At 60.3% G+C, this 24,494-nt stretch carries 30 protein-coding genes; 13 read left to right on the top strand and 17 right to left on the bottom strand.

All coding sequences use genetic code 11. The features are described from left to right. The first annotated feature begins 34 nt into the window (after window positions 1-34). From ACR0CA_RS00830 to aqpZ, 6 genes are all read left to right on the top strand, one after another. Window positions 35-496 carry a peroxiredoxin gene (locus tag ACR0CA_RS00830; protein WP_480502542.1) on the top strand — a complete coding sequence of 154 codons (462 nt, stop codon included), beginning with the start codon at window positions 35-37 and terminating at the stop codon, window positions 494-496. An 81-nt stretch (window positions 497-577) separates the two neighbouring features. After that, window positions 578-1,393, top strand: a complete 816-nt coding sequence (locus ACR0CA_RS00825) for a ferritin-like domain-containing protein (protein ID WP_480549082.1) — start codon at window positions 578-580, stop codon at window positions 1,391-1,393. A gap of 180 nt (window positions 1,394-1,573) precedes the next feature. Continuing rightward, window positions 1,574-2,899, top strand: a complete 1,326-nt coding sequence (locus tag ACR0CA_RS00820; protein WP_480897178.1) for a DUF5930 domain-containing protein — start codon at window positions 1,574-1,576, stop codon at window positions 2,897-2,899. Beyond that, window positions 2,889-3,389, top strand: a complete 501-nt coding sequence (locus tag ACR0CA_RS00815) for a bactofilin family protein (protein WP_170770566.1) — start codon at window positions 2,889-2,891, stop codon at window positions 3,387-3,389. Before ACR0CA_RS00820 ends, ACR0CA_RS00815 begins: the two co-directional genes overlap by 11 nt. A 90-nt stretch (window positions 3,390-3,479) precedes the next feature. Continuing rightward, a complete protein-coding gene (locus ACR0CA_RS00810; RefSeq protein WP_170770564.1) occupies window positions 3,480-4,289 on the top strand; it encodes a M90 family metallopeptidase in 810 nt (269 codons plus the stop codon). Window positions 4,290-4,355: 66 nt separating this feature from the next. Further along, window positions 4,356-5,042: an aquaporin Z gene (aqpZ, locus tag ACR0CA_RS00805; protein ID WP_170770562.1), complete on the top strand. Its 687-nt coding sequence runs from the start codon at window positions 4,356-4,358 to the stop codon at window positions 5,040-5,042. 39 nt (window positions 5,043-5,081) lie between these two features. On the opposite strand, the gene ACR0CA_RS00800 is transcribed toward aqpZ, so the two are convergent. Continuing rightward, window positions 5,082-5,630: a peptidylprolyl isomerase gene (locus tag ACR0CA_RS00800; protein WP_170770560.1), complete on the bottom strand. Its 549-nt coding sequence runs from the start codon at window positions 5,628-5,630 to the stop codon at window positions 5,082-5,084. Then, complete coding sequence (locus ACR0CA_RS00795; protein ID WP_170770558.1) at window positions 5,623-6,129, bottom strand: peptidylprolyl isomerase; 507 nt, start codon at window positions 6,127-6,129, stop codon at window positions 5,623-5,625. The genes ACR0CA_RS00800 and ACR0CA_RS00795 overlap by 8 nt, the downstream gene beginning before the upstream one ends. Before the next feature lie 132 nt (window positions 6,130-6,261). Between ACR0CA_RS00795 and ACR0CA_RS00790 the strand changes: the two genes are divergently transcribed. The 6 genes from ACR0CA_RS00790 (at window position 6,262) to ACR0CA_RS00765 (ending at window position 12,119) form a co-directional block, all read left to right on the top strand. Next, window positions 6,262-7,449: a phosphoglycerate kinase gene (locus tag ACR0CA_RS00790; protein ID WP_480897177.1), complete on the top strand. Its 1,188-nt coding sequence runs from the start codon at window positions 6,262-6,264 to the stop codon at window positions 7,447-7,449. Between the two features lie 128 nt (window positions 7,450-7,577). Then, window positions 7,578-7,877 carry an FtsB family cell division protein gene (locus tag ACR0CA_RS00785; protein ID WP_480897176.1) on the top strand — a complete coding sequence of 100 codons (300 nt, stop codon included), beginning with the start codon at window positions 7,578-7,580 and terminating at the stop codon, window positions 7,875-7,877. 164 nt (window positions 7,878-8,041) lie between these two features. Continuing rightward, on the top strand, window positions 8,042-9,031 hold the full coding sequence (gene pdhA, locus ACR0CA_RS00780; RefSeq protein WP_480897175.1) for a pyruvate dehydrogenase (acetyl-transferring) E1 component subunit alpha: 990 nt from the start codon (window positions 8,042-8,044) through the stop codon (window positions 9,029-9,031). A gap of 15 nt (window positions 9,032-9,046) precedes the next feature. Beyond that, window positions 9,047-10,417, top strand: a complete 1,371-nt coding sequence (locus ACR0CA_RS00775; RefSeq protein ID WP_480897174.1) for a pyruvate dehydrogenase complex E1 component subunit beta — start codon at window positions 9,047-9,049, stop codon at window positions 10,415-10,417. Window positions 10,418-10,429: 12 nt separating this feature from the next. Further along, window positions 10,430-11,728: a pyruvate dehydrogenase complex dihydrolipoamide acetyltransferase gene (locus ACR0CA_RS00770; protein ID WP_170788803.1), complete on the top strand. Its 1,299-nt coding sequence runs from the start codon at window positions 10,430-10,432 to the stop codon at window positions 11,726-11,728. 154 nt (window positions 11,729-11,882) lie between these two features. Beyond that, window positions 11,883-12,119, top strand: a complete 237-nt coding sequence (locus ACR0CA_RS00765) for a hypothetical protein (protein ID WP_480897173.1) — start codon at window positions 11,883-11,885, stop codon at window positions 12,117-12,119. 7 nt (window positions 12,120-12,126) lie between these two features. Here ACR0CA_RS00765 and cysE read toward each other — a convergent pair whose 3' ends face one another. Continuing rightward, on the bottom strand, window positions 12,127-12,936 hold the full coding sequence (gene cysE / locus ACR0CA_RS00760) for a serine O-acetyltransferase (protein WP_170770542.1): 810 nt from the start codon (window positions 12,934-12,936) through the stop codon (window positions 12,127-12,129). A gap of 84 nt (window positions 12,937-13,020) precedes the next feature. Here cysE and ACR0CA_RS00755 point away from each other — a divergent pair, with 84 nt between their 5' ends. Further along, window positions 13,021-13,359: a TraR/DksA family transcriptional regulator gene (locus ACR0CA_RS00755; protein WP_170770540.1), complete on the top strand. Its 339-nt coding sequence runs from the start codon at window positions 13,021-13,023 to the stop codon at window positions 13,357-13,359. Here the strand turns inward: ACR0CA_RS00755 and ACR0CA_RS00750 are convergent. The 14 genes from ACR0CA_RS00750 to ACR0CA_RS00685 all read right to left on the bottom strand — a co-directional run bounded on the left by ACR0CA_RS00750 (window position 13,340) and on the right by ACR0CA_RS00685 (window position 24,479). Beyond that, window positions 13,340-13,636 carry a DUF7742 family protein gene (locus ACR0CA_RS00750; protein ID WP_170770538.1) on the bottom strand — a complete coding sequence of 99 codons (297 nt, stop codon included), beginning with the start codon at window positions 13,634-13,636 and terminating at the stop codon, window positions 13,340-13,342. The genes ACR0CA_RS00755 and ACR0CA_RS00750 overlap by 20 nt on opposite strands. A 2-nt stretch (window positions 13,637-13,638) precedes the next feature. After that, window positions 13,639-17,607, bottom strand: a complete 3,969-nt coding sequence (locus ACR0CA_RS00745; protein WP_480897172.1) for a baseplate multidomain protein megatron — start codon at window positions 17,605-17,607, stop codon at window positions 13,639-13,641. Beyond that, window positions 17,608-18,054: an NlpC/P60 family protein gene (locus ACR0CA_RS00740; RefSeq protein WP_480502553.1), complete on the bottom strand. Its 447-nt coding sequence runs from the start codon at window positions 18,052-18,054 to the stop codon at window positions 17,608-17,610. Further along, window positions 18,051-18,938, bottom strand: a complete 888-nt coding sequence (locus ACR0CA_RS00735; RefSeq protein ID WP_480548356.1) for a DUF2163 domain-containing protein — start codon at window positions 18,936-18,938, stop codon at window positions 18,051-18,053. Before ACR0CA_RS00735 ends, ACR0CA_RS00740 begins: the two co-directional genes overlap by 4 nt. Next, complete coding sequence (locus ACR0CA_RS00730; protein WP_170770530.1) at window positions 18,938-19,570, bottom strand: DUF2460 domain-containing protein; 633 nt, start codon at window positions 19,568-19,570, stop codon at window positions 18,938-18,940. Before ACR0CA_RS00730 ends, ACR0CA_RS00735 begins: the two co-directional genes overlap by 1 nt. Before the next feature lie 15 nt (window positions 19,571-19,585). Next, window positions 19,586-20,251, bottom strand: a complete 666-nt coding sequence (locus ACR0CA_RS00725) for a phage tail tape measure protein (protein WP_480897171.1) — start codon at window positions 20,249-20,251, stop codon at window positions 19,586-19,588. After that, window positions 20,235-20,447, bottom strand: a complete 213-nt coding sequence (locus ACR0CA_RS00720; protein ID WP_170788810.1) for a rcc01693 family protein — start codon at window positions 20,445-20,447, stop codon at window positions 20,235-20,237. Before ACR0CA_RS00720 ends, ACR0CA_RS00725 begins: the two co-directional genes overlap by 17 nt. Beyond that, complete coding sequence (locus tag ACR0CA_RS00715; RefSeq protein WP_480897170.1) at window positions 20,444-20,761, bottom strand: gene transfer agent family protein; 318 nt, start codon at window positions 20,759-20,761, stop codon at window positions 20,444-20,446. The genes ACR0CA_RS00720 and ACR0CA_RS00715 overlap by 4 nt, the downstream gene beginning before the upstream one ends. Before the next feature lie 4 nt (window positions 20,762-20,765). Further along, window positions 20,766-21,179 carry a phage major tail protein, TP901-1 family gene (locus tag ACR0CA_RS00710; protein WP_480857436.1) on the bottom strand — a complete coding sequence of 138 codons (414 nt, stop codon included), beginning with the start codon at window positions 21,177-21,179 and terminating at the stop codon, window positions 20,766-20,768. A gap of 20 nt (window positions 21,180-21,199) precedes the next feature. After that, a complete protein-coding gene (locus ACR0CA_RS00705; RefSeq protein ID WP_480897169.1) occupies window positions 21,200-21,613 on the bottom strand; it encodes a DUF3168 domain-containing protein in 414 nt (137 codons plus the stop codon). Continuing rightward, window positions 21,610-21,948 carry a phage head closure protein gene (locus ACR0CA_RS00700; RefSeq protein ID WP_170782621.1) on the bottom strand — a complete coding sequence of 113 codons (339 nt, stop codon included), beginning with the start codon at window positions 21,946-21,948 and terminating at the stop codon, window positions 21,610-21,612. The genes ACR0CA_RS00705 and ACR0CA_RS00700 overlap by 4 nt, the downstream gene beginning before the upstream one ends. After that, complete coding sequence (locus tag ACR0CA_RS00695; RefSeq protein WP_480897167.1) at window positions 21,945-22,544, bottom strand: head-tail connector protein; 600 nt, start codon at window positions 22,542-22,544, stop codon at window positions 21,945-21,947. The genes ACR0CA_RS00700 and ACR0CA_RS00695 overlap by 4 nt, the downstream gene beginning before the upstream one ends. Before the next feature lie 174 nt (window positions 22,545-22,718). Then, window positions 22,719-23,897: a phage major capsid protein gene (locus tag ACR0CA_RS00690; RefSeq protein ID WP_480897166.1), complete on the bottom strand. Its 1,179-nt coding sequence runs from the start codon at window positions 23,895-23,897 to the stop codon at window positions 22,719-22,721. A 36-nt stretch (window positions 23,898-23,933) separates the two neighbouring features. Next, window positions 23,934-24,479: an HK97 family phage prohead protease gene (locus ACR0CA_RS00685; protein ID WP_170770512.1), complete on the bottom strand. Its 546-nt coding sequence runs from the start codon at window positions 24,477-24,479 to the stop codon at window positions 23,934-23,936. Window positions 24,480-24,494: the final 15 nt, after the last annotated feature.

Here is a 24,494-nt window from a genome sequence, read left to right as displayed (position 1 = left end):
GGGCAGCACTTAAAAACCTTTAGCGGAGTTTCCAATGCCCGACGTTACAGACATCGCCCCTGATTTCACTTTGCCTCGCGACGGCGGTGGCGAGGTCACGTTGTCAGACCTGCGCGGCGGTGCCGTCGTTTTGTTCTTTTACCCCCGCGATGATACGCCGGGCTGCACCAAGGAATCCATCGGTTTCTCGGAACAACTTCAGGCCTTTGCGGATGCGGGCGCTCACGTTTTCGGCATTTCGCGCGACAGCGTGGCCAAGCACGACAAATTCGTCGCCAAACACAGCCTGACCACGCCACTTTTGTCCGACGAAAGCTCGACCGTATGTGAGGATTATGGCGTGTGGGTTGAAAAGAACATGTATGGGCGCAAGTCGATGGGGATCGAACGAGCCACTTTTTTGATCGACGCCGAGGGCAAGGTCGCCAAGGTCTGGCGCAAGGTCAAAGTACCCGGCCATGTGGATGAGGTGCTTGAGGCCGTCCGCGACCTCTGACCCCTTTTCTTGCGGTCGCCATCCGGTCTATGACGCAGTCCGATCAAGCGGAGAAAAACGGTGTCTAAAACCCTGACCCAGATGGCGACCGAAGTTCTGACGACCGCGGATGGACACGCAAAAACCGCGCTGTCCAAACGCTATGCCGCCGAATGGTTCGCCGCCCGCGGCGGGGATGCGCCCGCAATTGAAATCGGCACGGCGTCTCCGCCTTTGTCCCCCGCGCGCCCAGATAAGCCCGAGCTTCTGTCCCCGCGCGAGGTGCCCAAGCGCAAACCCGGCACCGAGGCGGGCCGGATCGCATTGTTGCATGCGGTTGCCCATATCGAACTGAACGCAGTGGACCTTCATTGGGACATCATCGCACGTTTCGGGCATGTCCCCATGCCCATCGGATTCTATGACGACTGGGTCAAATGCGCCGAAGAAGAATCGCGCCATTTCGAGATGGTCTGTGATTGTTTGGAACGCATGGGCAGCCACTATGGTGCCCTGCCTGCCCATGCCGGGATGTGGCGCGCCGCAGAAGACACCGCCGAGGACCTGATGGGCCGTCTGGCCGTCGTCCCCATGGTGCTCGAGGCGCGCGGGCTGGATGTCACACCGGGCATGATCGGCATTTTCCGCAAAGCTAAGGATGAGCACGCCATTGCCGCACTCGAGGTGATCTATGCCGAAGAGGTAGGACATGTGGCCTATGGCTCGAAATGGTTCCATTTCCTTTGCGGGCGCGAGAATGCCGACCCCAAGGATGTGTTCCACTCCTTGGTGCGGCGCTACTTCCACGGTGTGCTGAAACCACCCTTCAACGAAGAAAAACGCGCCGAGGCCGGTTTGCCCCCCGATTTCTACTGGCCCCTGACCGAGGACCTACCTGCGCCCGGTCAAGCGCGTTAAACCTGCACAAGTTGACGTTATCGGCAACTTCCCGCCTAAAATGGGCGGGAAAAAACCGGTTCGTTGTGTGAACTGGTTAACAAACTTGCCCAAATCGCACGTCCCCTCTATGCAGTTGGCCCAAGGGACGGAGACAACTCACAACCGGTCCCGAATTGGGGATGGACAGAGGGAAGACGCGTGCGAACACGTCTGGCAATTAAACTACATTCATTGCTCGAGCGGCACCTACCAGAACGCCGGGTATTTCTGAAATCCGACAATGATACACGGTTCATCCGTCTCAGCTCCGAAACGCAGGTGGCAGCTGTTGCTGGGGTCGCGCTGATCGTCGGCTGGACCGCCGTGGCAACCGCGATCCTGTTGATGGACAGTATCGGATCGGGCAATTTCCGCGATCAGGCGAAACGGGATCAGGCGACCTACCAAGAACGTCTAAACGTCCTGTCAGCGGAACGTGACATGCGCGCCGCCGAGGCGTTGTTGGCGCAGGACCGGTTCAACGCGGCGCTTCAGCAGATTTCGGCCATGCAATCCGAATTGCTAGCTTCGGAAAACCGCCGCCGCGAGCTGGAAACGGGCATTGAGGTCATTCAGACCACCCTGCGCGCGACGATGAAACAGCGCGAAGACGCGCGTCTGGAACTGGCTCAGCTCAAGCAGGAAGGCGGCGCGGACGAGGCCTATATGGCCAGCGCAAGCGCCCCCGTCCAGATGGATTTCATGACCCAAGCGCTGGCCCGTACGGCGCTGGAACGGGACCAGATCGCAGCTGATGCCAAGGATGCGCTGGAAGAACGTGACGATCTTGAGCTGGAAATCCGGCTCATGCAGGAACGCAGTGACGAGATTTTCCGTCAACTGGAAGAGGCAATGGTCATCTCGGTCGAACCGCTCGACAAGATGTTCCGTCAGGCAGGAATGCCCACAGACCGCATCATCGAAGAAGTGCGGCGTGGTTACAGCGGCATGGGTGGCCCCCTGACCCCCATATCCTTCAGCACGCGCGGTGAGGAACTGACCCCCGACGAAATCCGCGCCAACACTCTGCTACAGCAGATGGACCAGCTGAACCTGTACCGTATCGCTGCCGAGAAGGCGCCGTTTGCCAGCCCCGTGAACGCGGTTGTGCGTTACACCAGTGGCTTCGGCACCCGCCGGGACCCCAAAACCGGTGGCCGGCGCATGCACAACGGTGCAGACTTCGCTGGTGCGCACGGGACGGATATCTTTGCGACCGCCGATGGTGTGGTCACCCATGCTGGCTGGCAGTCCGGGTTCGGACGGCTGGTGAAAATCAAGCACGCCTTCGGAATTGAGACACTTTACGCTCATAACACCAAGATACGTGTAAAGGTTGGTCAAAGGGTCTCGCGCGGGGATCATATTGCTGATATGGGTAGCACCGGACGGTCGACCGGCACGCATCTTCACTATGAGGTGCGCGTGAACGGAAAACCTGTTAACCCAATGACTTACATTAAGGCTGCGAGAAATGTTTTCTAAGAGCAAAATCAACGAGCCCGCATCCAATGCGTCCGAGGCGGCAAAGCCTGCGGCTCCGGCCACACCGGCGGCACCTGCCCCGTCTGAAACCAAGGCCAGCACTGCACCCAAGCCCAAGCCTCCGGCGTCGGTTCTGTCTGCGGACCTACACATCACCGGCAACCTGAAAACCTCGGGCGATATCCAGGTCGAAGGCACGGTCGAAGGCGACATCCGCGCCCATCTGCTGACTATTGGCGAAACCGCCACCATCAAGGGCGAAGTGACCGCCGATGACGTGGTGATCAATGGCCGTATCGTAGGCCGGGTGCGTGGTCTGAAAGTCCGTCTGACGTCGACCGCACGGGTCGAAGGCGACATCATTCACAAGACCATCGCTATCGAAAGCGGCGCGCATTTCGAAGGTTCGGTGCAGCGTCAGGACGACCCGCTGAACCCTGGTCGCGGCGGCAAAGGCGGCGCGAACCCGGCTGCTGAAGTCAAGCAGTAAAGCCGACACGCAATCAATTCTATCAACGCCGCAGGGAAACCTGCGGCGTTTTTGGTTTCACACCGCCATTGTCCCTTGTAGTCTTTGCAAATGTTGATTTTTTTCTCGGTTCTTTTGCTGATCGCTGGCTTCTTCGCCTATCGTCATTGGTCCAAAATCCAAGCACGCAATGCGCTTTTGGCAGCTCCTCTGACCAAGCATCAGCGTCGGATCATCGACGCACAGGTTCCGCTGTTGCGCCGCCTGCCCGTCGGTCTGCGGGACAAGCTGGATGGCAAAATCAACCTATTCCTGGATCAGGTACAATTCCACGGCTGCGACGGACTGGACGTCACCGAGGAGATGAAGCTGGCCATTGCTGCGCAGGCCTCACTGCTGCTGGTCAACCGTGACATCTGGTACGACAACCTGACCACCATTCTGATCTATCCCAACGCCTTCAAGTCGCGTCAGCGCAGGCAAGACGGCTATGTGATCAGCGAGAAAGAGATCGTGCGCACCGGCGAAAGCTGGGATCGCGGCCCGGTCATCCTGTCGTGGCGCCACAGCCAGCAAGGTGCGTTGGACGACCGGGATGGGCAAAACGTCGTGTTGCACGAATTCGCGCATCAGGTCGATGATCTGTCCGGCGGCACCAATGGTGTCCCGATCCTGAGCGACGGGCAGAGTTTCGCAGAATGGGAACGGGTTTTTCTGACCGCCTATGACACTCATGTACACGCCGTGGAACATGGCCGCCCCACGGTCATCGACCCCTATGGCGCAACCGGACACGAGGAATTCTTTGCCGTCTCTGTCGAGGTCTTTTTCGAGCGGCCCAAAGCCCTGAAAGCCGACGCGCCCGAGGTCTACGACCAGCTTTCAAAGCTGTTCCAACTGAACCCGGCAGACTGGGAATGACCTAAACATTTAACAAAAATGAATTTTTGAATTACGCTAAGCCTATTGATTTTTGGAGGGCTTTTCATGTCATCAAAACTTCTGGCCGAGTTTTTCGGCACGTTCTGGCTGGTGCTGGGCGGGTGCGGCAGTGCGGTATTGGCAGCCGGAGTGGCCGATGTGGGTATCGGCTGGCTGGGCGTTTCATTCGCCTTTGGCCTGACGGTTCTGACCATGGCCTATGCGGTCGGTCACATCTCGGGCGGGCATTTCAATCCGGCGGTCAGCCTTGGTCTGATGATCGGCGGACGGTTTGACGCCAAGGATCTGATTCCCTACTGGATCGCGCAGGTGATAGGCGCGGTTGCGGCAGCGGCTGTGTTATATCTGATCGTCAGCGGCGCGCCGGGGTTTGAAGGCGCAGGCGGGTTTGCCTCAAACGGGTATGGTGAGGCCTCACCGGAAGGCTATTCGATGCTATCCGCGCTGGTGATCGAGATCGTGATGACCGCGTTTTTTCTGATCATCATCCTTGGTGCGACATCGAATTTTGCACCCGAAGGCTTTGCGCCGATCGCCATTGGCCTGGGCCTGACGCTGATCCACCTGATCTCGATCCCCGTGACGAATACATCGGTAAACCCAGCGCGCTCGACCGGCGTTGCCCTCTTTGCAGACGGTCCTGCGATGGCGCAGCTTTGGCTGTTCTGGGTTGCACCCCTGATCGGGGCCGCAATCGGGGCACTGATCTGGAAAGCAATGGGCGACGACTGAAGCAAAAAGCACCGATGCAATGCATCGGGGCTTTTACTATTATTCCGTGACGGTGACTTTTTTCATCACATCCGGCTGGCCGATCACCGCGCCGTTGGGACCGTCGCCGCGCTTGATCGAGTCCACCACGTCCATACCGCCGGTCACTTGACCCACAACCGTATACTGACCGTTCAGGAACGGACCGGGCGCAAACATGATAAAGAACTGCGAGTTTGCGCTGTTGGGATCCTGCGCCCGCGCCATGCCTACAACACCCCGGTCGTAATTGAAGTCCGAGAACTCAGCAGGCAGATCCGGGCGATCCGACCCGCCGGTGCCCGCCCGACGCAGATCACTGCCCAGACGTCCATGCTCTACGTCCCCGGTCTGCGCCATGAAGCCTTCGATCACGCGGTGAAAGACCACCCCGTCATACTTACCTTCGGCAGCCAGAGTGCTGATCTGTTCCACATGTTTAGGGGCCAGATCGTCAAACAGATCAACGGTCACGGTGCCATTGGCACCCTCGCCCTCGATCTCAATCTCAAGGCCTGTGGCAAGCGCAGGGCTAGCCAGCAAGGCAAAAGCAGCGGCCAGCTTATACATCGGCGGCCACCTTGACGCTGATCATGCGGTCAGGGCTCATCGGCGGCTCACCACGAGTGATGGCATCGACATGTTCCATCCCTTCGATGACTCGACCGTAGACGGTGTATTGGCCGTTCAGGAAGTGATTGTCCTTGAAGTTGATGAAGAACTGCGAATTGGCCGAATCCGGATTCTGCGAGCGTGCCGCGCCCAGCGTGCCCCGGTCGTGCGGCAGTTTCGAGAACTCTGCCGGAACGTTCGGCAGCGACGAGCCGCCTGTACCCGCCATACGGATGTTGAACCCGTCTTCCATGTCGCCGTGCTGCACATCGCCGGTCTGCGCCATGAAGCCGTCGATCACACGGTGGAAGGCCACGTTGTCATACTCGCCACCACGGGCCAGCTCTTTCATCCGGGCCGAGTGCTGAGGGGCCACGTCAGGCAGCAGTTCGATGACGACATTGCCGTCTTTCAGCTCGATGATGATGGTGTTTTCGGGATCCTTGATCTCGGCCATGTGGCCCTCCTGTCGTTTATCTTGCGCAAATACCTATGCGGCATGGGCGTGAATGCCAAGTGACGCATTGACCTGAGGGCAAAATGCAGGAAAAGAACCGCCTAAATCGGTTGTAACGACAAGGACAGAGTGATGGGCTGGAAAACACTGGACGATATGGACCTGAACGGCAAACGCGTGCTGGTGCGCGTCGATATCAACGTGCCGGTCGTTGACGGTGTTGTGACCGACGCCACCCGCATACAGCGCATCGTGCCCACCGTGCGCGATATCCTTGCGGCAGGCGGCAAACCGATCCTGCTAGCGCATTTCGGCCGCCCGGGTGGCGAGCGACGTGAGAACCTGTCGCTGAAGCAGCTGATCCCCACCCTGACCACTGCCTTTGGCGCAGATGTGCTGTTTGCCGCAGATTGCGTCGGCACCGAGGCCGAGCTGGCTGCAGAGCAGCTGCAGCCCGGCCAGGTTCTGTTGCTGGAAAACACCCGTTTCCACGCTGCTGAAACCAAGAATGACGCTGATCTGGCCGCTGGAATGGCCAAACTCGGCAAAGTCTATTGCAACGACGCTTTCTCGGCCGCGCACCGCGCGCACAGTTCGACCGAGGCCATTGCCCGCCTTCTGCCCGCCTGCGCCGGTCGCCTGATGCAAGCCGAGCTCGAGGCCCTTGAGGGCGCTCTGGGCGCGCCAAAACGCCCGGTGACGGCGGTTGTGGGCGGGGCCAAAGTGTCCACCAAGCTGGAACTGCTGGGAAATCTGATCGAAAAAGTGGACTTCCTGATCATCGGCGGCGGAATGGCCAACACTTTCCTCGTTGCCAAAGGCCTGAATGTCGGCAAGTCGCTGGCGGAAACCGCCATGAAGGACACCGCAGCCGAAATCATGGCCAAAGCGGAAACCTCGGGCTGCAAGATCGTTCTGCCAACGGATATCGTTGTGGCCGACAAGTTCGAGGCAGGTGCTCCGCATCAGGTTCTTTCGATAGATCAATGCACCAATGACGGCATGATCCTAGACGCCGGCCCTGACAGTGTTGCCGCAATTTCCCAGATCTTCGCAGAAAGCAAAACGCTGATTTGGAACGGCCCGCTGGGCGCATTTGAGATCGAGCCCTTTGACGCTGCCACCAACGCCGCAGCCTTGAAAGCCGCCGCTTTGACCCGCTCGGGCCAGTTGGTGTCCGTCGCCGGCGGCGGCGACACGGTTGCGGCGCTGAACGCATCCGGCGCGGCCAAAGATTTCTCGTATATCTCGACCGCAGGCGGCGCGTTTTTGGAGTGGATGGAAGGCAAGACCCTGCCGGGCGTCGCCGCGCTAGAGTAATAAAATTCACGGCCCCTGACACTTTTTTGCGAATCAGGGGATTCACAACCCGAATCACCTGTGACATAGTGCTTTCAGAGGTCCGAAAAGGGCCCGTTATTGAGGCGTTTCATACGGCGGTAAACAGAGTGTCCCGTTCCAATCGGCCCGGTTTGGGCGCAGTCGTTTTCTTCATGGTAGCTTTTATGCTGGGTGTTTACTTCACCTTCGCTGCCGTGCAGGGGGACTATGGCCTGTTCCGACGGGTCGAGATTGCAGCGGAACGGGACGCCCTGTCGCGCGATCTGGAAAAGCTGGAAGCCAAGATCGCCAAGATGGAGAACCTGACCCGTCGCCTCTCGGACACTTATCTGGATCTGGATCTGCTGGATCAACAGGCACGCTCGGTACTGGGCATGATCCGCTCGGACGAAATTGTTATCCGCTAAGCCCGACCAAGATTTTTCGACGAAAAATCTCTGACGTCGCACCCTTTGATACCCGTGCTTGCAGGGTCAGTGTCGCCGCATATTTTCCCTCGCCAGAGCATCGGAAATGCTTTATGAAATAGTTTAACGCTAAACTATCTTGCCGAGAGGGGGAGATCGCCAATATGGCTGCGCGAAAAACCACAAAGAAGCCAAATGTTTCTGCTGAAGAACTCACCACATATTACCGGGAAATGCTGCTGATCCGCCGATTCGAGGAGAAGGCGGGCCAGCTTTATGGAATGGGCCTGATTGGCGGCTTCTGCCACCTTTATATCGGTCAGGAAGCCGTTGTTGTGGGTCTCGAGGCCGCAGCGAAAGTGGGTGACAAGCGAATTACCTCTTACCGCGACCATGGCCACATGCTGGCCTGCGGCATGGATCCGGGCGGCGTGATGGCCGAACTGACCGGACGTATTGGCGGCCTGTCCAAGGGCAAGGGTGGCTCGATGCACATGTTCTCGAAAGAGAAGAATTTCTATGGCGGCCACGGCATCGTTGGCGCGCAGGTTCCATTGGGTGCAGGTCTGGCGTTTGCAGATAAGTATAAAGAAAACGGCGGCGTCACCTTTACCTATTTTGGCGATGGTGCTGCGAACCAGGGTCAGGTTTACGAGACGTTTAACATGGCGGCCCTGTGGGACCTTCCCGTGGTTTTCGTGATCGAGAACAACCAATACGCAATGGGAACATCACAGGCACGCTCGACCTCGACCAAAGATATCTACCATCGTGGCGAGGCTTTCGGCATCCCCGGCGAGATCGTGAACGGCATGGATGTGCTTGCGGTCAAAGCTGCCGGTGAAAAAGCCGTCGCCCACTGCCGCGCGGGTAAAGGCCCATATATCCTTGAGGTCAAAACCTACCGCTACCGCGGCCACTCGATGTCCGACCCGGCCAAATACCGCACCCGCGAAGAGGTTCAGAAGGTCCGCGAACAAAGCGACCCGATCGAACATGTGCGTGAGCTGCTACTGACCGGCAAACACGCGAGCGAAGATGACCTGAAGGCGATCGACAAAGAGATCAAAGAGATCGTCAACCAGGCCGCCGAATTCTCGAAAGAAAGCCCCGAGCCTTCCGTGGAAGAGCTCTGGACAGATATCTACGCCTGAGAGGACGATTAAGACATGGCAACCGAAATTCTCATGCCCGCCCTTTCGCCCACTATGGAAGAGGGCACGCTGGCCAAATGGCTGATCAAAGAAGGCGACACTGTATCATCCGGCGATATCATGGCCGAGATCGAAACCGACAAGGCGACGATGGAGTTCGAAGCTGTCGATGAAGGTATCGTTGGCAAGATCCTGATCGCGGAAGGCACGGAAGGGGTCAAGGTGAATACCCCCATAGCCGTGCTTGTGGACGAAGGCGAAGACGCCTCCGCCCTGCCCGCGGCTGCGCCCGCAGCCGCAGCGGTGACCGAGGCCGCCCCTGCGGCGGTTGAGGCCCCCGCTCCCGCCGCCGCACCGGCGGCTCCGGTCGTCGATCTGTCGCCGGATTGGCCAGCCGATGCCGAGATGAAATCCGAAACCGTCCGCGAGGCCCTACGCGATGCGATGGCCGAGGAAATGCGCGGTGACGGCGACGTCTACCTGATGGGCGAAGAGGTTGCCGAGTATCAGGGCGCATACAAGATCAGCCAAGGTCTGCTGGATGAATTCGGCCCCAAACGCGTGATCGACACGCCGATCACCGAACATGGTTTTGCCGGTATCGCAGTTGGTTCTGCCTTTGGCGGCCTGAAACCCATCGTTGAGTTCATGACCTTCAACTTCGCCATGCAGGCGATTGACCAGATCATCAACTCCGCCGCCAAGACGCTCTATATGTCCGGCGGTCAAATGGGCTGTCCCATCGTGTTCCGTGGCCCCAACGGTGCCGCCGCCCGCGTGGCCGCGCAGCACAGCCAGGATTACGCGGCGTGGTATATGCAAATCCCCGGCCTGAAAGTCGTCATGCCCTATTCGGCAGCCGACGCCAAAGGTCTGCTGAAATCGGCCATTCGCGACCCCAACCCGGTGATTTTCCTGGAAAACGAAATCCTCTATGGCCGGTCTTTCGACGTGCCCCAAGTGGATGATCTGACCATCCCGCTGGGCAAAGCGCGTATCTGGCGCGAAGGCACGGATGTGACCATCGTCAGCTTCGGCATCGGGATGCAATACGCGCTAGAAGCCGCCGACAAGCTGGCCGAGGAAGGTATCAGCGCCGAGGTCATCGACCTGCGCACCATCCGCCCGATGGACACCGGCGCGATCATCAACTCGGTGATGAAAACCAACCGTCTGGTGACGGTCGAGGAAGGCTGGCCGCAAGGCTCGGTCGGTAGTTATATCAGCTCGGTCGTGATGCAGGAGGCGTTCGACTATCTCGACGCGCCGGTCATCAACTGCACCGGCAAGGATGTTCCGATGCCTTACGCCGCGAACCTCGAAAAGCTGGCGCTGATCACCACCGATGAGGTGATCGCCGCCGTCAAACAAGTGACCTACCGGTAAGGAGCGACACAGATGCCCACAGAAATTCTGATGCCCGCCCTGTCGCCGACCATGGAAGAAGGCACGCTTGCCAAATGGCTGGTCAAAGAGGGCGATACCGTGTCGTCTGGCGACCTGCTGGCCGAGATTGAAACCGACAAGGCGACGATGGAATTCGAGGCCGTTGACGAAGGCACCATTGGCAAAATCCTGATCCCGGAAGGCTCCGAAGGCGTGAAGGTCAACACGGCCATCGCGATCCTGCTGGAAGATGGTGAAAGCGCCGATGATATCAGCGCAACACCCGCAGCAGCCCCCGCGGCTGCCCCGGCAGTCGCTGCGGGTAACGAGGCCGCCCCTGCGGCGTCCGAGGCACCCGCCCCCGCCCCGGCTGCTCCGGTCAAGGCCGATGGCGGTCGTATCTTTGCCTCGCCTCTGGCCCGCCGGATCGCCGCGCAAAAGGGCCTTGATCTGGCGCAGATCACCGGCTCGGGTCCGCATGGACGTATCGTCAAAGCGGATGTGGAAGGCGCAACGGCGACGGCCCCAGCGGCAGCGCCCGCACCTGCAGCAGCGGCTCCGGCGGCGGCGGCACCGGCTGGCCCCTCGGCAGACGCAGTTGCCAAGATGTACGAGGGTCGCGACTACGAGGAAATCAAGCTCGACGGCATGCGCAAGACCATCGCCGCGCGCCTGTCCGAGGCCAAGCAGACCATCCCGCATTTCTACCTGCGCCGCGATATCAAACTGGACGCGCTGCTCAAGTTCCGCAGCCAGTTGAACAAGCAGCTGGAAGGCCGTGGCGTGAAGCTCAGCGTCAACGACTTCATCATCAAAGCTGTCGCCAACGCGCTGCAACAAGTTCCAGCCTGTAACGCGGTTTGGGCCGGTGATCGGGTGCTGCAACTGAAACCCTCGGACGTGGCCGTGGCCGTCGCGATCGAGGGCGGGTTGTTCACCCCGGTGCTGCAGGATGCCGACACCAAGTCGCTGTCTGCTTTGTCGACCGAGATGAAGGACCTGGCCGGGCGCGCGCGTGAACGCAAACTGGCACCGCATGAATATCAGGGCGGTACCTTTGCGATCTCGAATCTGGGCATGTTTGGCATCGACAATTTCGACGCTATCGTGAACCCGCCGCACGCTGGAATTCTGGCTGTGGGCACCGGTGTCAAGAAACCGGTTGTAGGCGATGATGGAGAGCTGACCGCAGCAACCGTAATGTCCGTAACCATGTCCGTCGATCATCGGGTTATCGATGGTGCGCTTGGGGCAGAACTGCTGCAAGCTATCGTGGAAAACCTTGAAAACCCGATGGTTATGCTGGCCTAACATCTAATAACACAAAACAGCCGCGCCCGATTTTCCGGCGCGGCTTTTTGGTGCCCTGACGGGATGTGAGCAAGCGTGATCTGCCCGACTGTTGCTAGGTTCTGCGCAGCACACCAAATTGAGTGCAGATCAGAAACGAATGCACAGGTGCCCCATGACCTTCACGCGAATTACTCGAACAGGATTGGTTTTGCTGATGCTGGCTTCGATTGCACCCGCCGACGCCTATGCCAAGCCCAATAGCTATCCCGGCGAAAACTCGAAATACAATTCAAAAAGCGCGGTTGCCAAATGGGAAGCAGAACGTTCCAAACGAATTGAAGAGCGTAAGAAACGGCGGGAAGAACGGCGGCTCAAGCGGTTGAACGAAAAGAACAACCGCTCAAACTAATACTCACTTACTGGTCCTTTCCCAGCATGTGATCCATCGAGATCGAGGGCTGATCGCACCCTGCTTCGCCCACGATCTTGGCCGGAATGCCCGCCACTGTTTTGCACGCGGGCACTTCCTGTAACACAACCGAGCCCGCAGCGATCCGGCTGCAATGACCCACTTCGATATTGCCCAGAACCTTGGCCCCGGCCCCGATCAGAACACCGTTGCCAATCTTGGGGTGACGCTGCTCTTCTTCCTTACCGGTCCCGCCCAGCGTCACTGAATGCAGCATCGAGACATTGTCCCCCACCACAGCAGTTTCGCCAATCACTATGGAATGGGCATGGTCGATCATGATCCCTTTGCCGATTTTCGCGGCGGGGTGAATGTCGATCCCGAAAATCTCGGACGAGCGCATCTGGAAGAAATAAGCCAGATCGTAGCGTTTCTTCTGCCACAGCCAATGCGCCACACGGTAGGCCTGCATCGCCTGATAACCTTTGAAGTACAGGATCGGCTGCAGCAGGCGGTGGCAGGCTGGATCGCGTTCGTAGACCGCCATAAGGTCAGCGCGAGCCGCCTCGATCAATGACGGATCGTCGGCATAGGCTTCGTCCACAATCTCGCGCAGCACCATCATCGACATCTCGTTCGAGCACAGCTTGGCCGCTACACGATACGACAACGCGCGCTCAAGACTGCGGTGATGCAGGATACAGGCATGCACCAGCCCGCCCATCAGGGGCTCATTTTCAACGGCCGCTTCGGCCTCGGTCGTGATGCGGTCCCAGACGGGGTCGACGGGGGTCACAAGACTGCGCTTTTCCAACATGGCTTTTCATCCTTTGCTGCGCCTAGAATGCCATTTAGTGGCAAAAACGCCAAACGCAAACCCGTGATCTGCAAGGCAACGAAAATGAATGCATCGCAACTGGCAGAATTCGAAGCCAAAATTCGAGCGCGGTTGGAAGAACTGGCGGAGGATTCAGCCGCTGGACAGGACGCGCAAGCGGTTGTCGAGCTGGACCAGCAAGCCGTCGGTCGCCTGAGCCGAATGGACGCTTTGCAAAATCAGGCCATGGCCAAGGCGCAGCAAGCAAACAGGAATCTGGAAATGCGTAGGTTGCAATCCGCATTGCAGCGTATGGAGGACTGGGAATACGGGTTTTGCGAGGATTGTGGAGAGGATATCCCCGCTGGCCGCCTGAATTTGGACCTGGCGGCCAGCAAATGCGTCAGTTGCGCGTCTGGTTGATCCGAGTGTCGATCAGGTGACGCAGCACCAGTTCAAAGCACTGACAATAGCGCAGATCGTCAAAGCTGGGCTCATCCGCCAGCTTCCTGTTACGCGCCGCCGCCATCAGGGAACCATTTCCAAACAGCGGATGCATACACCCGGTCTGGCCGACATAGGCATCGGCCAGTTCTGCTTCTTGGATCATACGTTGGCACAGGCGGTCCCGGTCCAGCGGGTCAACCCGTAACAGCACCCGCGCGGCGGCACTGACATCGCCGTGAAGCACCGGGCGCATGGTCAGCCCTGCCCGACCGACAGTCGCGCAAACAGGCCGGGGCCAAAGCTGGCGGAAACCTGCGCGACCTGTACGTCGTACCCCGCTGAGACACCATCGCTTAGCTTCATCGCGGCGCTATAGACCCAACGCGGTTCTGCAGTGATCTCTTCTCGGATCAAGGACCCGCTGGAGCGAACCTGTACCAGATAGGTTTCAGCTTCTTCCGCCAGTGGTACGTCCAACCCCTCCCAGTCGTCGCCATCCAGACGGGTGCGGCGAATCCAGCTGATCTGATCCTCGGACGCAGCGCGATGCGCGCGCAGATGAACCGGAGCATAGGGCCGCAAGCCATTGCCGTTGAAAGCCAGAACCTGATGCACATAGGACGGATCATCGTACCCTCGCGCTGCCGGGCCCATGCGATAATGCTTGGCGACACGACGTTCGGACCTCAGAAGGTTGGTCTGCGCGATCCGTTGATCCAGCAAGACAAAGGTCGAACCTTCTGGCCAAACATCCGGTATTGCGGCGTCGCTGCCCAACTGACCACGCAGGCGGCCAGACAGCGCGTAAGTGCCGGGGCTTTCCAATGTTGCCTGGGCGAACTGAAACACCTCCCAATTGTCGGGCGATCCGTCGCCAATTGCTGCCAGATTGGCTCCATTCAGCAATGCGTCGCGCGGTCGGGATTCCAATAGCCCTGCAATCAGCTCGACACGCAAAGGTGCGCCATTGTCCCATACTCCGGCACTTGCGCGCCGCAGAGGTGTTTGCGTGAAGCCGATCACCGCCTGCCGCGAGATCACATCCTGCAAGCTGTAATCCTCATCACTGCCAGAGGAATAGACAGCCGCCCCGCCCGGCCACGGTTCGGCCGACACCGCGATGTAGGGCGCATGAGGCGCCTCGGCCCCCGTGATCAGCGGCAGGTCCAGAAATACGGGCAGAACCGGAACCGGAGCGACAAAGGGTCGTTCGGGAACGGGATCCCCGGGCAAGTCCGAGGCACGGTAGACGCCCGGCTCAACCCGGACCGCGTCCGCCAATTGCAGCTCGGCCTGTTCCAGACGGTCTATGCGATAACGCGCGCCCTGTTCGTCCCCTGACAGGCTGATAACATCGCCCGCACCGATGGTCAGCATCGATGGAGGCAAGGCAAAGCGGACAGTTTCGCGCGACACGCGCGCCTCGCTGAGCCAACGTTCGACCGTCTGACGCCCTTCGGTGCGGGTCATCGACAGGGGCATCTCGTTGACCGAGACGGAATGTGTCTGATCGTCTGATAGAACGGCCTCCTCCGAGACGATGTCGTGATCGGCATCCGATTGCACGAAACGCAACCGCACGCGACCCGTCATCTCAGCTTCGGCTTCGCGCCGGTGCTCGATGGTGTTTTCGACATCCGGGCTGATGGCCAGTTGCTCGGTGTCAAGCACCTGCGGCGTCTGCGCCGCCCGCATCCGAAAAATCAAAACGCCGTCGCGTTCAATGGAATCGAACCCATAGCGCAGCATCAAAGGCTGCAAAGCCGCCCGCGCGTCCGAGACCTGCTCGATCACATAACCGCGGACAACACCATATAGCTGGGTGGTGTCGATATCGGTCACTCCGGCTCCGTGGCAGATTTCCGTCACCACGGACGCCAGACTGCGCGCGCCCGAGCGTCCGTTCAGCCAATGACCACGGGCATAGTTTTCACCGTCGCTCCACTGGCTGCGCAGATTGGGAAAGGTGGGATAGGGCCGTGCGTCCCAGGCCCAGACATAGGCGTTGGACATGTCAATCATCGGTGCGTCATAGACATCTGATACGGGGTTCAGGGTCGGGTCGGACCAGTACCCCAGCACCGCGCGCAGATATTGAAACTGCATGAAATCATCCCGCAACCCATTGGAATAGGCTGGCAAGCTGGATTCCGAGGACTTTGGGTCCAGAAATTTGTTCGGCTGGTTCGTGCCCTTGTCGATGGCCGCACAGCCAAGCTCTGTGAACCAGATCGGTTTCGACCCTGGAACCCATGCTGTTTGGTTCGCCTGTCGCACACCGCCGATGCGTTCGTGATGCGGGTTGGACCACCAACTGCGCAGGTCCTTGTAGCGCCAGATCCACGGCTCGTTGTGTTGCGCGTCTTCAATGGGCGCGCGGATTTGCGCCTCGGCCTCTTCGGGTGAGGCATAGAACCAGTCATACCCCTCGCCGCCTTCGATATTGCTGCGCAGGTAGTCCAGATCGTAGATCGCATTCGCGCCGGCCTTCAGGTCGGCATGATCCTCGCCGTCCCGCCAATCCGACAGTGGCATGTAGTTGTCGATGCCGACGAAGTCGATATTGTCATCCGCCCACAGTGGGTCGAGGTGAAAGTACCGATCCCCGCTGCCATCCGCAGGCTGATAACCGAAGTATTCGCTCCAATCCGCTGCATATCCGATCTTGGTGTCAGGCCCCAGAATTGCGCGCACTTCGGCCGCGAGGGTGCGCATCTGAGCAACGGCCGAAAACCCCGAAGCCCCTCGGATCTGCGTCAGACCACGCATCTCGGACGCGATGCAGAAGGACTCGACCCCACCTGCGGCCTTACACAGCGCGGTATAGTGCAGGATAAAACGGAACATCCCCCAGTCCTGCGGGCCGGTGTAGGTCACTGCACCATCGGCGATGGCAAAATCCGACGCCCGCGCCTGACCGAAGAATGCATTGACCTGCGCATCGGCCTGAGCGGTGCCATCCGGCGAGCCCGCGCGTCCCGGTGCGGTGCTAAGCGTGATCCGTCCGCGCCACGGAAGATGGGGCTGACCGGTTCCGCCCGACCAGGGGTCTGGCAGGTTATTGCCGCTGAGTTGGTCCATCAGAATGAACGGGTAGAACATCACCCGTTTGCCCGATTGCTTCAGGTGCTGGATGGCCTGCACGACCGACGCATCGGCCGGGGTCGCCCCATAGACCGGTCGGTCATTTTCATGCTGTACAAGCTGCGCCTCGGCACGAGACACGCCAGCAACCGTCCAGGGCATATTCTCGCCCTCATATTCCTTGTGCAAAACCTTGGGCTGCAACTGACATTCGCCGCAACGCAGGTCATTCCCGAACCACGACACGATCAAAGAGGCCGCGTCGCAAGACGGCAGTTCGGCTTCCAACGCGCGGGTCGAGGTTACAAGGTCCGGCACGCCAGACGCCGAGTTCACATTGGCCGCCCAGCTTTGCCCCCGTCCCTTGGTGTAATTCACCTGAGTGCTCGCTAGCGCGTATTCGCCGGTGCCCGGCATCAGGGCCACGCCCCGCACGATACTGGACAGTGCATTCGGTGTCTCTGGCAGGCTGGGTTGATCCGGACGCACCACCTCGAACGAGAATTGCGGCACCCTGTTGCCGAAGGCCGCCAGCTGCAAATCTTCGATCACTACATAGGCTGTCCCCCGGTAGGCCGGAACACTACCGGCCCCCTCAATCGCTTCGATCAGGGGATCAGGCAATTGCGCGTCATCGCCTGGGTAGACCCGCATGTTCAGGCCTGCGCGTTCCAGCTCCTCTCCGTCGGCCCAGACGCGGGACACATCGGCGATCTGTCCCGCCCCGACTGCAATCGCCAACGAGATCGAATAACTGTAGCTGTGAGTGGTGGTCGTGACCTCGGGTGCTTTCGGGCTTCCTTTGCCGCCGCCGCCCGACTGCGTGGTTGTGCTGGTACTGAGCGTTTCCAGAAAGTCCGAGGCCCAGATGACCTGCCCACCAACCCGCATCCGCCCGAATAAGGTAGCGACCGAGGCACCTTCACCCGTTTCTGTCAGTCGGAACCGGTCCAGCCGTCCGGTTTCAACGACCTCGCTGCCACTGCCCATGACCGATTGGCTCATCAGCCGCTGGTCGATTACACGACCCAGCGACGCCCCGATGGCGCGCCCTATGACCGCCGTAGACAACCCCGCGACCGTGCCCCCAATCGCGCCGCCAATCGCGGCACCGGCCGCAGAAAGTACAATCGTCGCCATTTACATATCCTTCCGCGGAAAACAGAAACAGGCGACCACGCGGCGGCGCCACGGATCGCTCAGGGTATTCTCGACAACGCCATGGCCGGAATACGCATGAATAAACTGCGGTAACGGTTTGATCTGGCTGACAAGTCCGACATGCTTAGCCACGCGTCCGTCACGCATCCGAAACAGCAAAACATCTCCGACTGCCGCCTCCTTAACTGGCTTTGCGATCAGGTGGCGGCGGGCCGCATCCCACATCCGTTCCTCACCCTGCGGTTCAGACCAATCCATAGAGTAGGAAGGCACCGCCTCCGGCTCGACCCCCATGACCGCGCGCCAGACGCCGCGCAGTAGACCCAGACAATCCGCGCCCGCCCCCTTGGTCGAGGCCTGATGAACATAGGGCGTGCCCAGCCAGCTTCGCGCCTCGGTCACGATATCCTGCCTTTCTTCGGTCATCGTCTGCTTCCCCCTGCGTTCGGATTGCTTTTCTTGGGTACGGCCATCACCCAATCCTCGCTCGGAAGATCAGGAAATCCTTGGAAGTTTATGAGATTGCTAAATTTTAATCGACAGGTCTCCATGCGCTTATCGCAACCTGCGGTCAGGCGAACGTGGTCTCCAGCGGCCAGACCACCGCTTATCCCGGACCACAACGTGATGCGACGACCACCCGAGATCGGCTCATCCTGCTTGACCGACGCCCATAGGCCCTCGGCCTGCCCCGACAAAACGTCAACGCGGCCTCGTTCGAACCACGCGGCTAAAGCGGCTTCAGCACCCGTTACCTCAAGCACACTACCATCGGTCAAACGAGTAATCTGGGCTTCGGCCTGAAACCCCGGTGCTTCAACGTCGAACCGACAACTTCGGTCGCCCAGAACCGCCGTACAGGGTTTTTGATAGATCCGCCCCAGAGGCCGGTTCAACAGATCCGTCAGGCCCCGTAGTTCAGCATGAAACGCCCCACCCGCACGACGTATCTCACCAATCGAGCCGCGAAATTGCAGGATACGCTGTTCTGGCTGCGCCCAGTTCACCAACCAGGCTTTGACTTCGGCCCCATCAAAACGACCCGCCTCAATATCTTGTTCCCGAACCGCTGCATCGGACAACGCGCCCATCGCCTCGGAATTATCGATGGACAGGCCCGTAGCTTGTTCTACCGCTGCGGCGGTCAAGCCGGTGCTGGCTTTGAAGGTCAGCCCCTCGAACTGCAATTCCAGATCATGATCCGTAAACCCATAGACCTGCCCGTCCGGTCGCGTGATGGCCCAGCACCGGCACGTAGTCGTCAGCCCGGTTTGCAGATGCGCTTGCAAGCTTTCCCGATCCACGCTCATCAGATACGCACCTCGACAACCGGTACATTGGGAACGTCACCGGCCTGAAAGCTGGCAACGCTGGTTTGAATCTTGTCGGTGTCAAAACGCACGGGCACGTCAAACTCGAACCCCGCGGTGATCTCGACATTCTCGGGCGGCGGGTCGGCGAACATCACTTGCCCGCGCAGCAGATCAACCTCGAAATCCACCCCTTCGCGCATTTCATCCTGTTCCAGGCCCAACCGCACCGTACCCAGAACCGGCTTGGTGATGGGGCGCACATACTGGAATCCGCCCGAACTGTAGGTTTTAACAAGCTGAAAGTCGGTCTTCACGCCGTCTCCGCGCGCGATGACCTGATCGCCTTTGTCCACGTCAGCGGTTGCTGCACCGGATTTGTAGTCGGACCAGTCCTTCCAGCGGAACCCGAACATTTGGCCCTGCCGGGCCTCGAAAAACGAGATCAAAGTCTCGATATCATCCAGCGACCGCATCCCGAACCCAGCGTCATACCGCCTGCGCGAATGAGCCCAAGGGGTGTTGCGTTCTTCGAAACCATTGGCCAGCGTCACGATGTCCGTTCGCCGCTCCGGTCCGCCGACCGAGCCGAAACTCAGGCTGGCGGGAAATCTCACCTCGTGGAAATTCATGACCTGCTCCGTGATTTACCTATTGCGATTGCCGCGACCCAAGGCGCGGCTCATCTGTGCGGCGATCTGGCTTTGACTGCGTCGAAAGCCCTGCACGTCAGGTGTGGTGATGTTCATCACCACATTCACCGCTCCACCTCCGCCCGATGTGCGAACGCCCAGCTTGCCATCTGGTCCGCGCGCCAGAGGCATAATCGCCTCAGGGCCAGCCTCACCCATCAGGCCGGTCGCGCCGCGCATCGGGAAAGTCGTCGGGCCGGTGATCACCCCGCCATTGGCAAAGGGCATTACCCGGCCCTGGCTAAAACTGCCGCCGTCTGCAAAGGGCAGGATGCCTTGGACAAAACTGCCGACCCCGTTTGCCAGCAGGCCACCGAAATGATCCGTTACCGGTTTGATCGCCGCCGCGTAAGCTGTCTGAATCATTGAGTTCTTCAGGACACCCAGCGCGTCCGACAGGTTCATCCCATCCAGCAGCACACCATCAAAGGCCCTCCGCAACCCGCCAGACATGCCGCGCTCCAGCGTGGCGACGTCCTTGCCAGTTTCCTCGAAGGCTGCGCTGATCCGCTTCATCTGGCTGTCAAATGCTGCCGCCATGGAAGCGGCATCGCCTAGCGCGTCGCCCAACGCCTCACCCCGCTCCTGAAGGTCGTCCAGCCCATCACGATCCGTCGTCATCACGCTCTCCTTGTTTCTTGTCCGGGTAGGCCGCCAGCAAAGCGTCCAGCCCCTTGCGGTTCATCGCAGGCATCCCTGCGCCCTGCCCCAGCATCAGCCGCAGCTCTGCCGGGGTCAGACGCCAGAACTGGTCCGGCGTCAGACGCAAGCCGGTCATCCCGGCCCGCATCAGGGTGGGCCAGTCGAACCCGCTCAACGATCCGGCACCATGAAGGCGCGGGCCAAAAGCTCGGCTGCAGCGCGGGCCCCTGCCATGGGGCCGCCATCGATCTCAGCCCGCAGCATGTCGGCACGCGATACATCCGCCCCACCGCCCCGCAGCCCCACCACGATCAGCGCCAAAACATCGCCGCTGGAATAGGCTCCGCCTTCGAACCGCTGCACCAGTTCCACCAACGTCCTGGTGCCCAGCTCCTGTTCCAGTTCCGCCAAAGCACCCAGCGTCAGCTTGAGCACCCGCGGCTCGCCATCGATGGTCAATGCCACCTCACCCGTCCACGGATTGGCCATCGGCTTACAGCGCCGTAAAGGTCAGAGCCCCGGCGCTGGCCAGGCTCATCTCATAGGTGGCCTCGCCGTTATGCGAGCCCGCATACTCGATGCCAGTCACCTGAAACGCGCCTTCGACAATGCCGAAATCGGGGATGATCACCTGGAAATCTGGCGTCTCACCGTCAAAGAACAACTGACGCGCACGTTCATCGGTGCCTTCGTCCTTGAACACACCCGAGCCCGAGATCGAGGCCGATTTGACCCCAGCCCCCGACAGCAGCTCGCGCCATCCGCCCTGGCTTTCAAGGCTGGTGACATCCACACTTTCCGCGTTGAAACTGACCCGCGTGGCGCGCAGGCCCGCGATGGTCTCAAACAGGCCAGTGCCGTTCATATCCACTTTGACCAACAGGTCTTTTCCGTTCTGGGCAGCCATATGCTCTCTCCGTTGATTGCTTAGTCGTCTTCCACGCGGGCGCGGAATCTCAGGTCGATCTGGCGGATCGCGCCGCCCGTTCCCGTGCGCTGGGCGCTGGCACGTTCGAACCACAGCCCCACAAGGCGGCCCCGGTCCAAGCTCAGAGCCGCGCCTTCCAGCGCATCACACACCGCGCCCGCCAACGTCTTGGCGGTTCCAAAGCCTGCGGCCTCGGACACCACCGACACAGTGAACCGATGCACGGCCCCCGTGCCCGACCGGTCTGAGGCATCGCGCACCTCTTCCGGGCCCAACGTCACATAGGTTTGGGGCACCGCACCCGCCGGAACCGCGTCATAGATCGCGCCGCCTGACAGCGTACTGACCTGAGCGTCACCGGACAGCTTTTGAAACACCGCCGCCTGCAATGCGGCCGAAACGCCATAACTCATGCTGCCACCTCTTCATCTGCAAAACAGGTCAGGTACTGGCCGCGTGGGTCGCGCTCGGCCACGGCGCGGATTACGAACCGGCGCGAGCCCTCAGAGAACCGCTGATCAGGGCTTGGGCGCATCGACGATCCCTGAGGCGCGCCGCGCACCACGATGCGATAGCCAACGCGCGAGATCGGAACGCCCGCAACAGACCGCTCGGACCCACTTCGCGCGGTGACCTCGGCCCAGACCGTGCCCAGGGCAGCCCATGTCTCGGTATAGCCACCCGCCCCGTCGGCACTGCGTACCGGCGCTTCAAGCACCAGTTTTCTGTTCAACCGGGGCGTCTTCATTGCGCCACCCCGGCACCAAAGCGCACAATCCGGTAGCGTTGGATCAGGCTGGTGACGCCAAAGGGCATACAGCCCGCGCCCAGCGCCGTCTCATCGCGGTATTCATAGTAATGCGCCGCCAGCAGCAGCACCGCCTGCCCCAGATCAGCGGGCAGAGCCCCCCAATCCGCAGCCATCCCGGCGGTAAATGCAATCTTGACCGACCCACCCGTGGGAATGGTCGGCAGGCTTGCTCCGGCAGGACGCAGACGCGGGCGTTGGCTGTCTTGGGCCAGACGATACCGGCCACTGTTCACCACCGTGTCAGTGCCGGTTGCGTCGGTCACAGTCACCGCGCTGATCGCCGTGACCGGGGCCACCGGCAACACCTCACCCGCCGCATCACGCCAGCCGTTCAAATCCCACGAAAACGCGCGCGCGATCAGCACCTTGCCGGTGCGCGCCTCAATCGCTGCAATCGCTGCCCGCAAAAATCCTTTCAGAACATCGTCCTGCACACTGTCTTCGGCGAAACCCGTTCCCAGCCGCAGATGAGCCTTGAACTGGTCCACCGGCAGCGCCGCATCCGCGATGGCGGTTTCTTCGATCAACATCATCCATTCACTCCGCAATCTCGGACCCCTCCGGGGCCGTAACTTCAGGAATTGACGGGCACGCGCCGCCCCACGTTGCTCGGACGGAGGGGAGCAGCTAGACAACGCAAGGGATCTCACCCCGGCACGCGCCCGCCGCCCCGGGGGGCCAATGGCCCCCCGAGGATTCAGCCCGCTTTAGGCGGTGCCGAATTTCACCAGCTTGATCGCGGCAAAGTCGCTCACGTCGCCGCCGACGCGCTTGGTCGCGTAGAACAGGACATGCGGTTTGGCGCTGAACGGGTCGCGCAACACGCGCAGGTCGGGACGCTCGGCAATGGTGTAACCCGCCTGAAAATCACCAAACGCGATCGAGAAACTGTCGGTGCCCGCATCCGGCATGTCCTCGGCGATCAGCACCGGATAACCCATCAGGCGCGCAGGCTCACCCGCCGCCAGACCGTCCGACCACAGGAAGCGGCCATCGCTGTCCTTCAGCTTGCGGATCAGACCCGCGGTTTTCGAGTTCATCACGAATGTGCCGTTCAAGCGGTACTGCGCGCCCAGCGCATAGACCACATCGACAATCGCATCCGCATCAACACCGCCGTCGATGCCGGTGGGCACGTAGCCAATGTTGCCCCAGTCCCAAACGTCATTGTCGACCTTGGTGTGGCTCAGGATACCTTTGGGCTTGTCTGCCCCATCACCGTTGATAAAGGCCGAGGCTTCGGCGCGGGCGAACTTGTCTGCAATGCGGCCTGCCAGCCAGCCTTCGACGTCAAAGGCGCTGTCATCCAGCAAACGCTGCGAGGCTTTGGGCAGCGCGCTCAGCTCGTGCAGCGAGATCGAGATACGGTCAATCGACGGGGTCGCGGTCTCACTCGCAGCGGTGTTCTCATCGGCCCAGCCCGCGCCCACATCGGTATGGTCGATCAGCACATCGAACGAGTTCGCCTCGACATTCACCACAGACGCGATCGAGCGGATCGAGGCGGTGGATTTCAGCACCGACTTGATTATTTCAGCGGTCTGCGGATCAACCAGATAGCCACCATCGCTGTTCACGGCGCTGGACAGGGATTTCGATTCCATATCAAGCCCGCGCAGGCCGTCATCCTCGCCCGAACGCACATAGGCGTCAAAGGCCTTCTGGTGCGGTGCGCCGTCCTCGATCGAGGCCGCAAGGTGCGGACGCGCCGCGATGGTTGATTTACGATCCAGCATGGTCAGTCGCTCTTCTGTCTGTTGCAGTTGGGTTTTCACTTCAGCCTTGAGGCCCTTGAATTCATTCACGAAGCCAGTCATCGCCTGCTTCACCTCCTGAACCAGGGGCGCACCCTCTCCGGTCAAGGCCGGGGTTTCGGTCTTGCTCATCAGCACTTCCATTTCTTGGGTGGGGGTTGAGGCGCGCTAGGTCCGCGCCAGCTCCTGCCGGGCGGTGTTGAACACCTCGGCAATACTGCGCCAGGTGTTTTCAACGTCAGGCTCAACGCCCTTCGCTGCCACCCGCGCACTGGGCAGCATCGGGAACGTCACCAAGGACACTTCCCACAGCTCCAGTTCGGTCAGGACCCGCTGGCCCTTGTCATTCTTCACGGCCCGCTTGGTGCGATAGCCAATCGACAGACCATCCATCGCACCCGCGCGGATCAGTTCGGCTGCCTCACGGCCCTTTTGCGTTGCCTCCAGCAGACGCCCTTTGACCCAAAGGCCCCGGTCATCCTCGCGCACCTCTTCCCAGACGCCGATGGGTTGCGCCGGATCGTGCTGCCACAGCATCTTGACCCGCTGCCCCGCTTTCGCCAGACCGTCAAGCGAGGCTCGGTACGCCCCGCGTTGCACCACGTCGCTGCCCTGATCTACCTGACCAAACAGGCTGGCATAGCCCTCGATCACAGCATCGTCCGTTACCGAAAGCCCGTCTCCGAACCGCGCGAATTTGTGTTCCAAATCCATGAACACCTCCTCGTA

Source organism: Ruegeria sp. F12 (assembly GCF_056533885.1).
This window is presented reverse-complemented; position numbering and strand designations above follow the sequence as displayed.

Bases quoted from the DNA above. Each gene is read 5' to 3' on its own strand.
- ACR0CA_RS00750 (WP_170770538.1), bottom strand. From the start codon at position 13,636: ATGCGCCCGGTGCTTCACGGCGATGTCAGTGCCGCCGCGCGGGTGCTG.
- ACR0CA_RS00715 (WP_480897170.1), bottom strand. From the start codon at position 20,761: ATGGCCAATCCGTGGACGGGTGAGGTGGCATTGACCATCGATGGCGAG.
- ACR0CA_RS00735 (WP_480548356.1), bottom strand. From the start codon at position 18,938: ATGAGCGTGGATCGGGAAAGCTTGCAAGCGCATCTGCAAACCGGGCTG.
- ACR0CA_RS00710 (WP_480857436.1), bottom strand. From the start codon at position 21,179: ATGGCTGCCCAGAACGGAAAAGACCTGTTGGTCAAAGTGGATATGAAC.
- ACR0CA_RS00770 (WP_170788803.1), top strand. From the start codon at position 10,430: ATGCCCACAGAAATTCTGATGCCCGCCCTGTCGCCGACCATGGAAGAA.
- ACR0CA_RS00775 (WP_480897174.1), top strand. From the start codon at position 9,047: ATGGCAACCGAAATTCTCATGCCCGCCCTTTCGCCCACTATGGAAGAG.
- ACR0CA_RS00685 (WP_170770512.1), bottom strand. From the start codon at position 24,479: ATGGATTTGGAACACAAATTCGCGCGGTTCGGAGACGGGCTTTCGGTA.
- ACR0CA_RS00730 (WP_170770530.1), bottom strand. From the start codon at position 19,570: ATGAATTTCCACGAGGTGAGATTTCCCGCCAGCCTGAGTTTCGGCTCG.
- ACR0CA_RS00800 (WP_170770560.1), bottom strand. From the start codon at position 5,630: ATGTATAAGCTGGCCGCTGCTTTTGCCTTGCTGGCTAGCCCTGCGCTT.
- ACR0CA_RS00810 (WP_170770564.1), top strand. From the start codon at position 3,480: ATGTTGATTTTTTTCTCGGTTCTTTTGCTGATCGCTGGCTTCTTCGCC.
- aqpZ (WP_170770562.1), top strand. From the start codon at position 4,356: ATGTCATCAAAACTTCTGGCCGAGTTTTTCGGCACGTTCTGGCTGGTG.
- ACR0CA_RS00765 (WP_480897173.1), top strand. From the start codon at position 11,883: ATGACCTTCACGCGAATTACTCGAACAGGATTGGTTTTGCTGATGCTG.
- ACR0CA_RS00725 (WP_480897171.1), bottom strand. From the start codon at position 20,251: ATGACGACGGATCGTGATGGGCTGGACGACCTTCAGGAGCGGGGTGAG.
- ACR0CA_RS00790 (WP_480897177.1), top strand. From the start codon at position 6,262: ATGGGCTGGAAAACACTGGACGATATGGACCTGAACGGCAAACGCGTG.
- ACR0CA_RS00745 (WP_480897172.1), bottom strand. From the start codon at position 17,607: ATGGCGACGATTGTACTTTCTGCGGCCGGTGCCGCGATTGGCGGCGCG.
- ACR0CA_RS00695 (WP_480897167.1), bottom strand. From the start codon at position 22,544: ATGATGTTGATCGAAGAAACCGCCATCGCGGATGCGGCGCTGCCGGTG.
- cysE (WP_170770542.1), bottom strand. From the start codon at position 12,936: ATGTTGGAAAAGCGCAGTCTTGTGACCCCCGTCGACCCCGTCTGGGAC.
- ACR0CA_RS00705 (WP_480897169.1), bottom strand. From the start codon at position 21,613: ATGAGTTATGGCGTTTCGGCCGCATTGCAGGCGGCGGTGTTTCAAAAG.
- ACR0CA_RS00795 (WP_170770558.1), bottom strand. From the start codon at position 6,129: ATGGCCGAGATCAAGGATCCCGAAAACACCATCATCATCGAGCTGAAA.
- ACR0CA_RS00700 (WP_170782621.1), bottom strand. From the start codon at position 21,948: ATGAAGACGCCCCGGTTGAACAGAAAACTGGTGCTTGAAGCGCCGGTA.
- ACR0CA_RS00740 (WP_480502553.1), bottom strand. From the start codon at position 18,054: ATGACCGAAGAAAGGCAGGATATCGTGACCGAGGCGCGAAGCTGGCTG.
- ACR0CA_RS00815 (WP_170770566.1), top strand. From the start codon at position 2,889: ATGTTTTCTAAGAGCAAAATCAACGAGCCCGCATCCAATGCGTCCGAG.
- pdhA (WP_480897175.1), top strand. From the start codon at position 8,042: ATGGCTGCGCGAAAAACCACAAAGAAGCCAAATGTTTCTGCTGAAGAA.
- ACR0CA_RS00755 (WP_170770540.1), top strand. From the start codon at position 13,021: ATGAATGCATCGCAACTGGCAGAATTCGAAGCCAAAATTCGAGCGCGG.
- ACR0CA_RS00825 (WP_480549082.1), top strand. From the start codon at position 578: ATGGCGACCGAAGTTCTGACGACCGCGGATGGACACGCAAAAACCGCG.
- ACR0CA_RS00830 (WP_480502542.1), top strand. From the start codon at position 35: ATGCCCGACGTTACAGACATCGCCCCTGATTTCACTTTGCCTCGCGAC.
- ACR0CA_RS00690 (WP_480897166.1), bottom strand. From the start codon at position 23,897: ATGAGCAAGACCGAAACCCCGGCCTTGACCGGAGAGGGTGCGCCCCTG.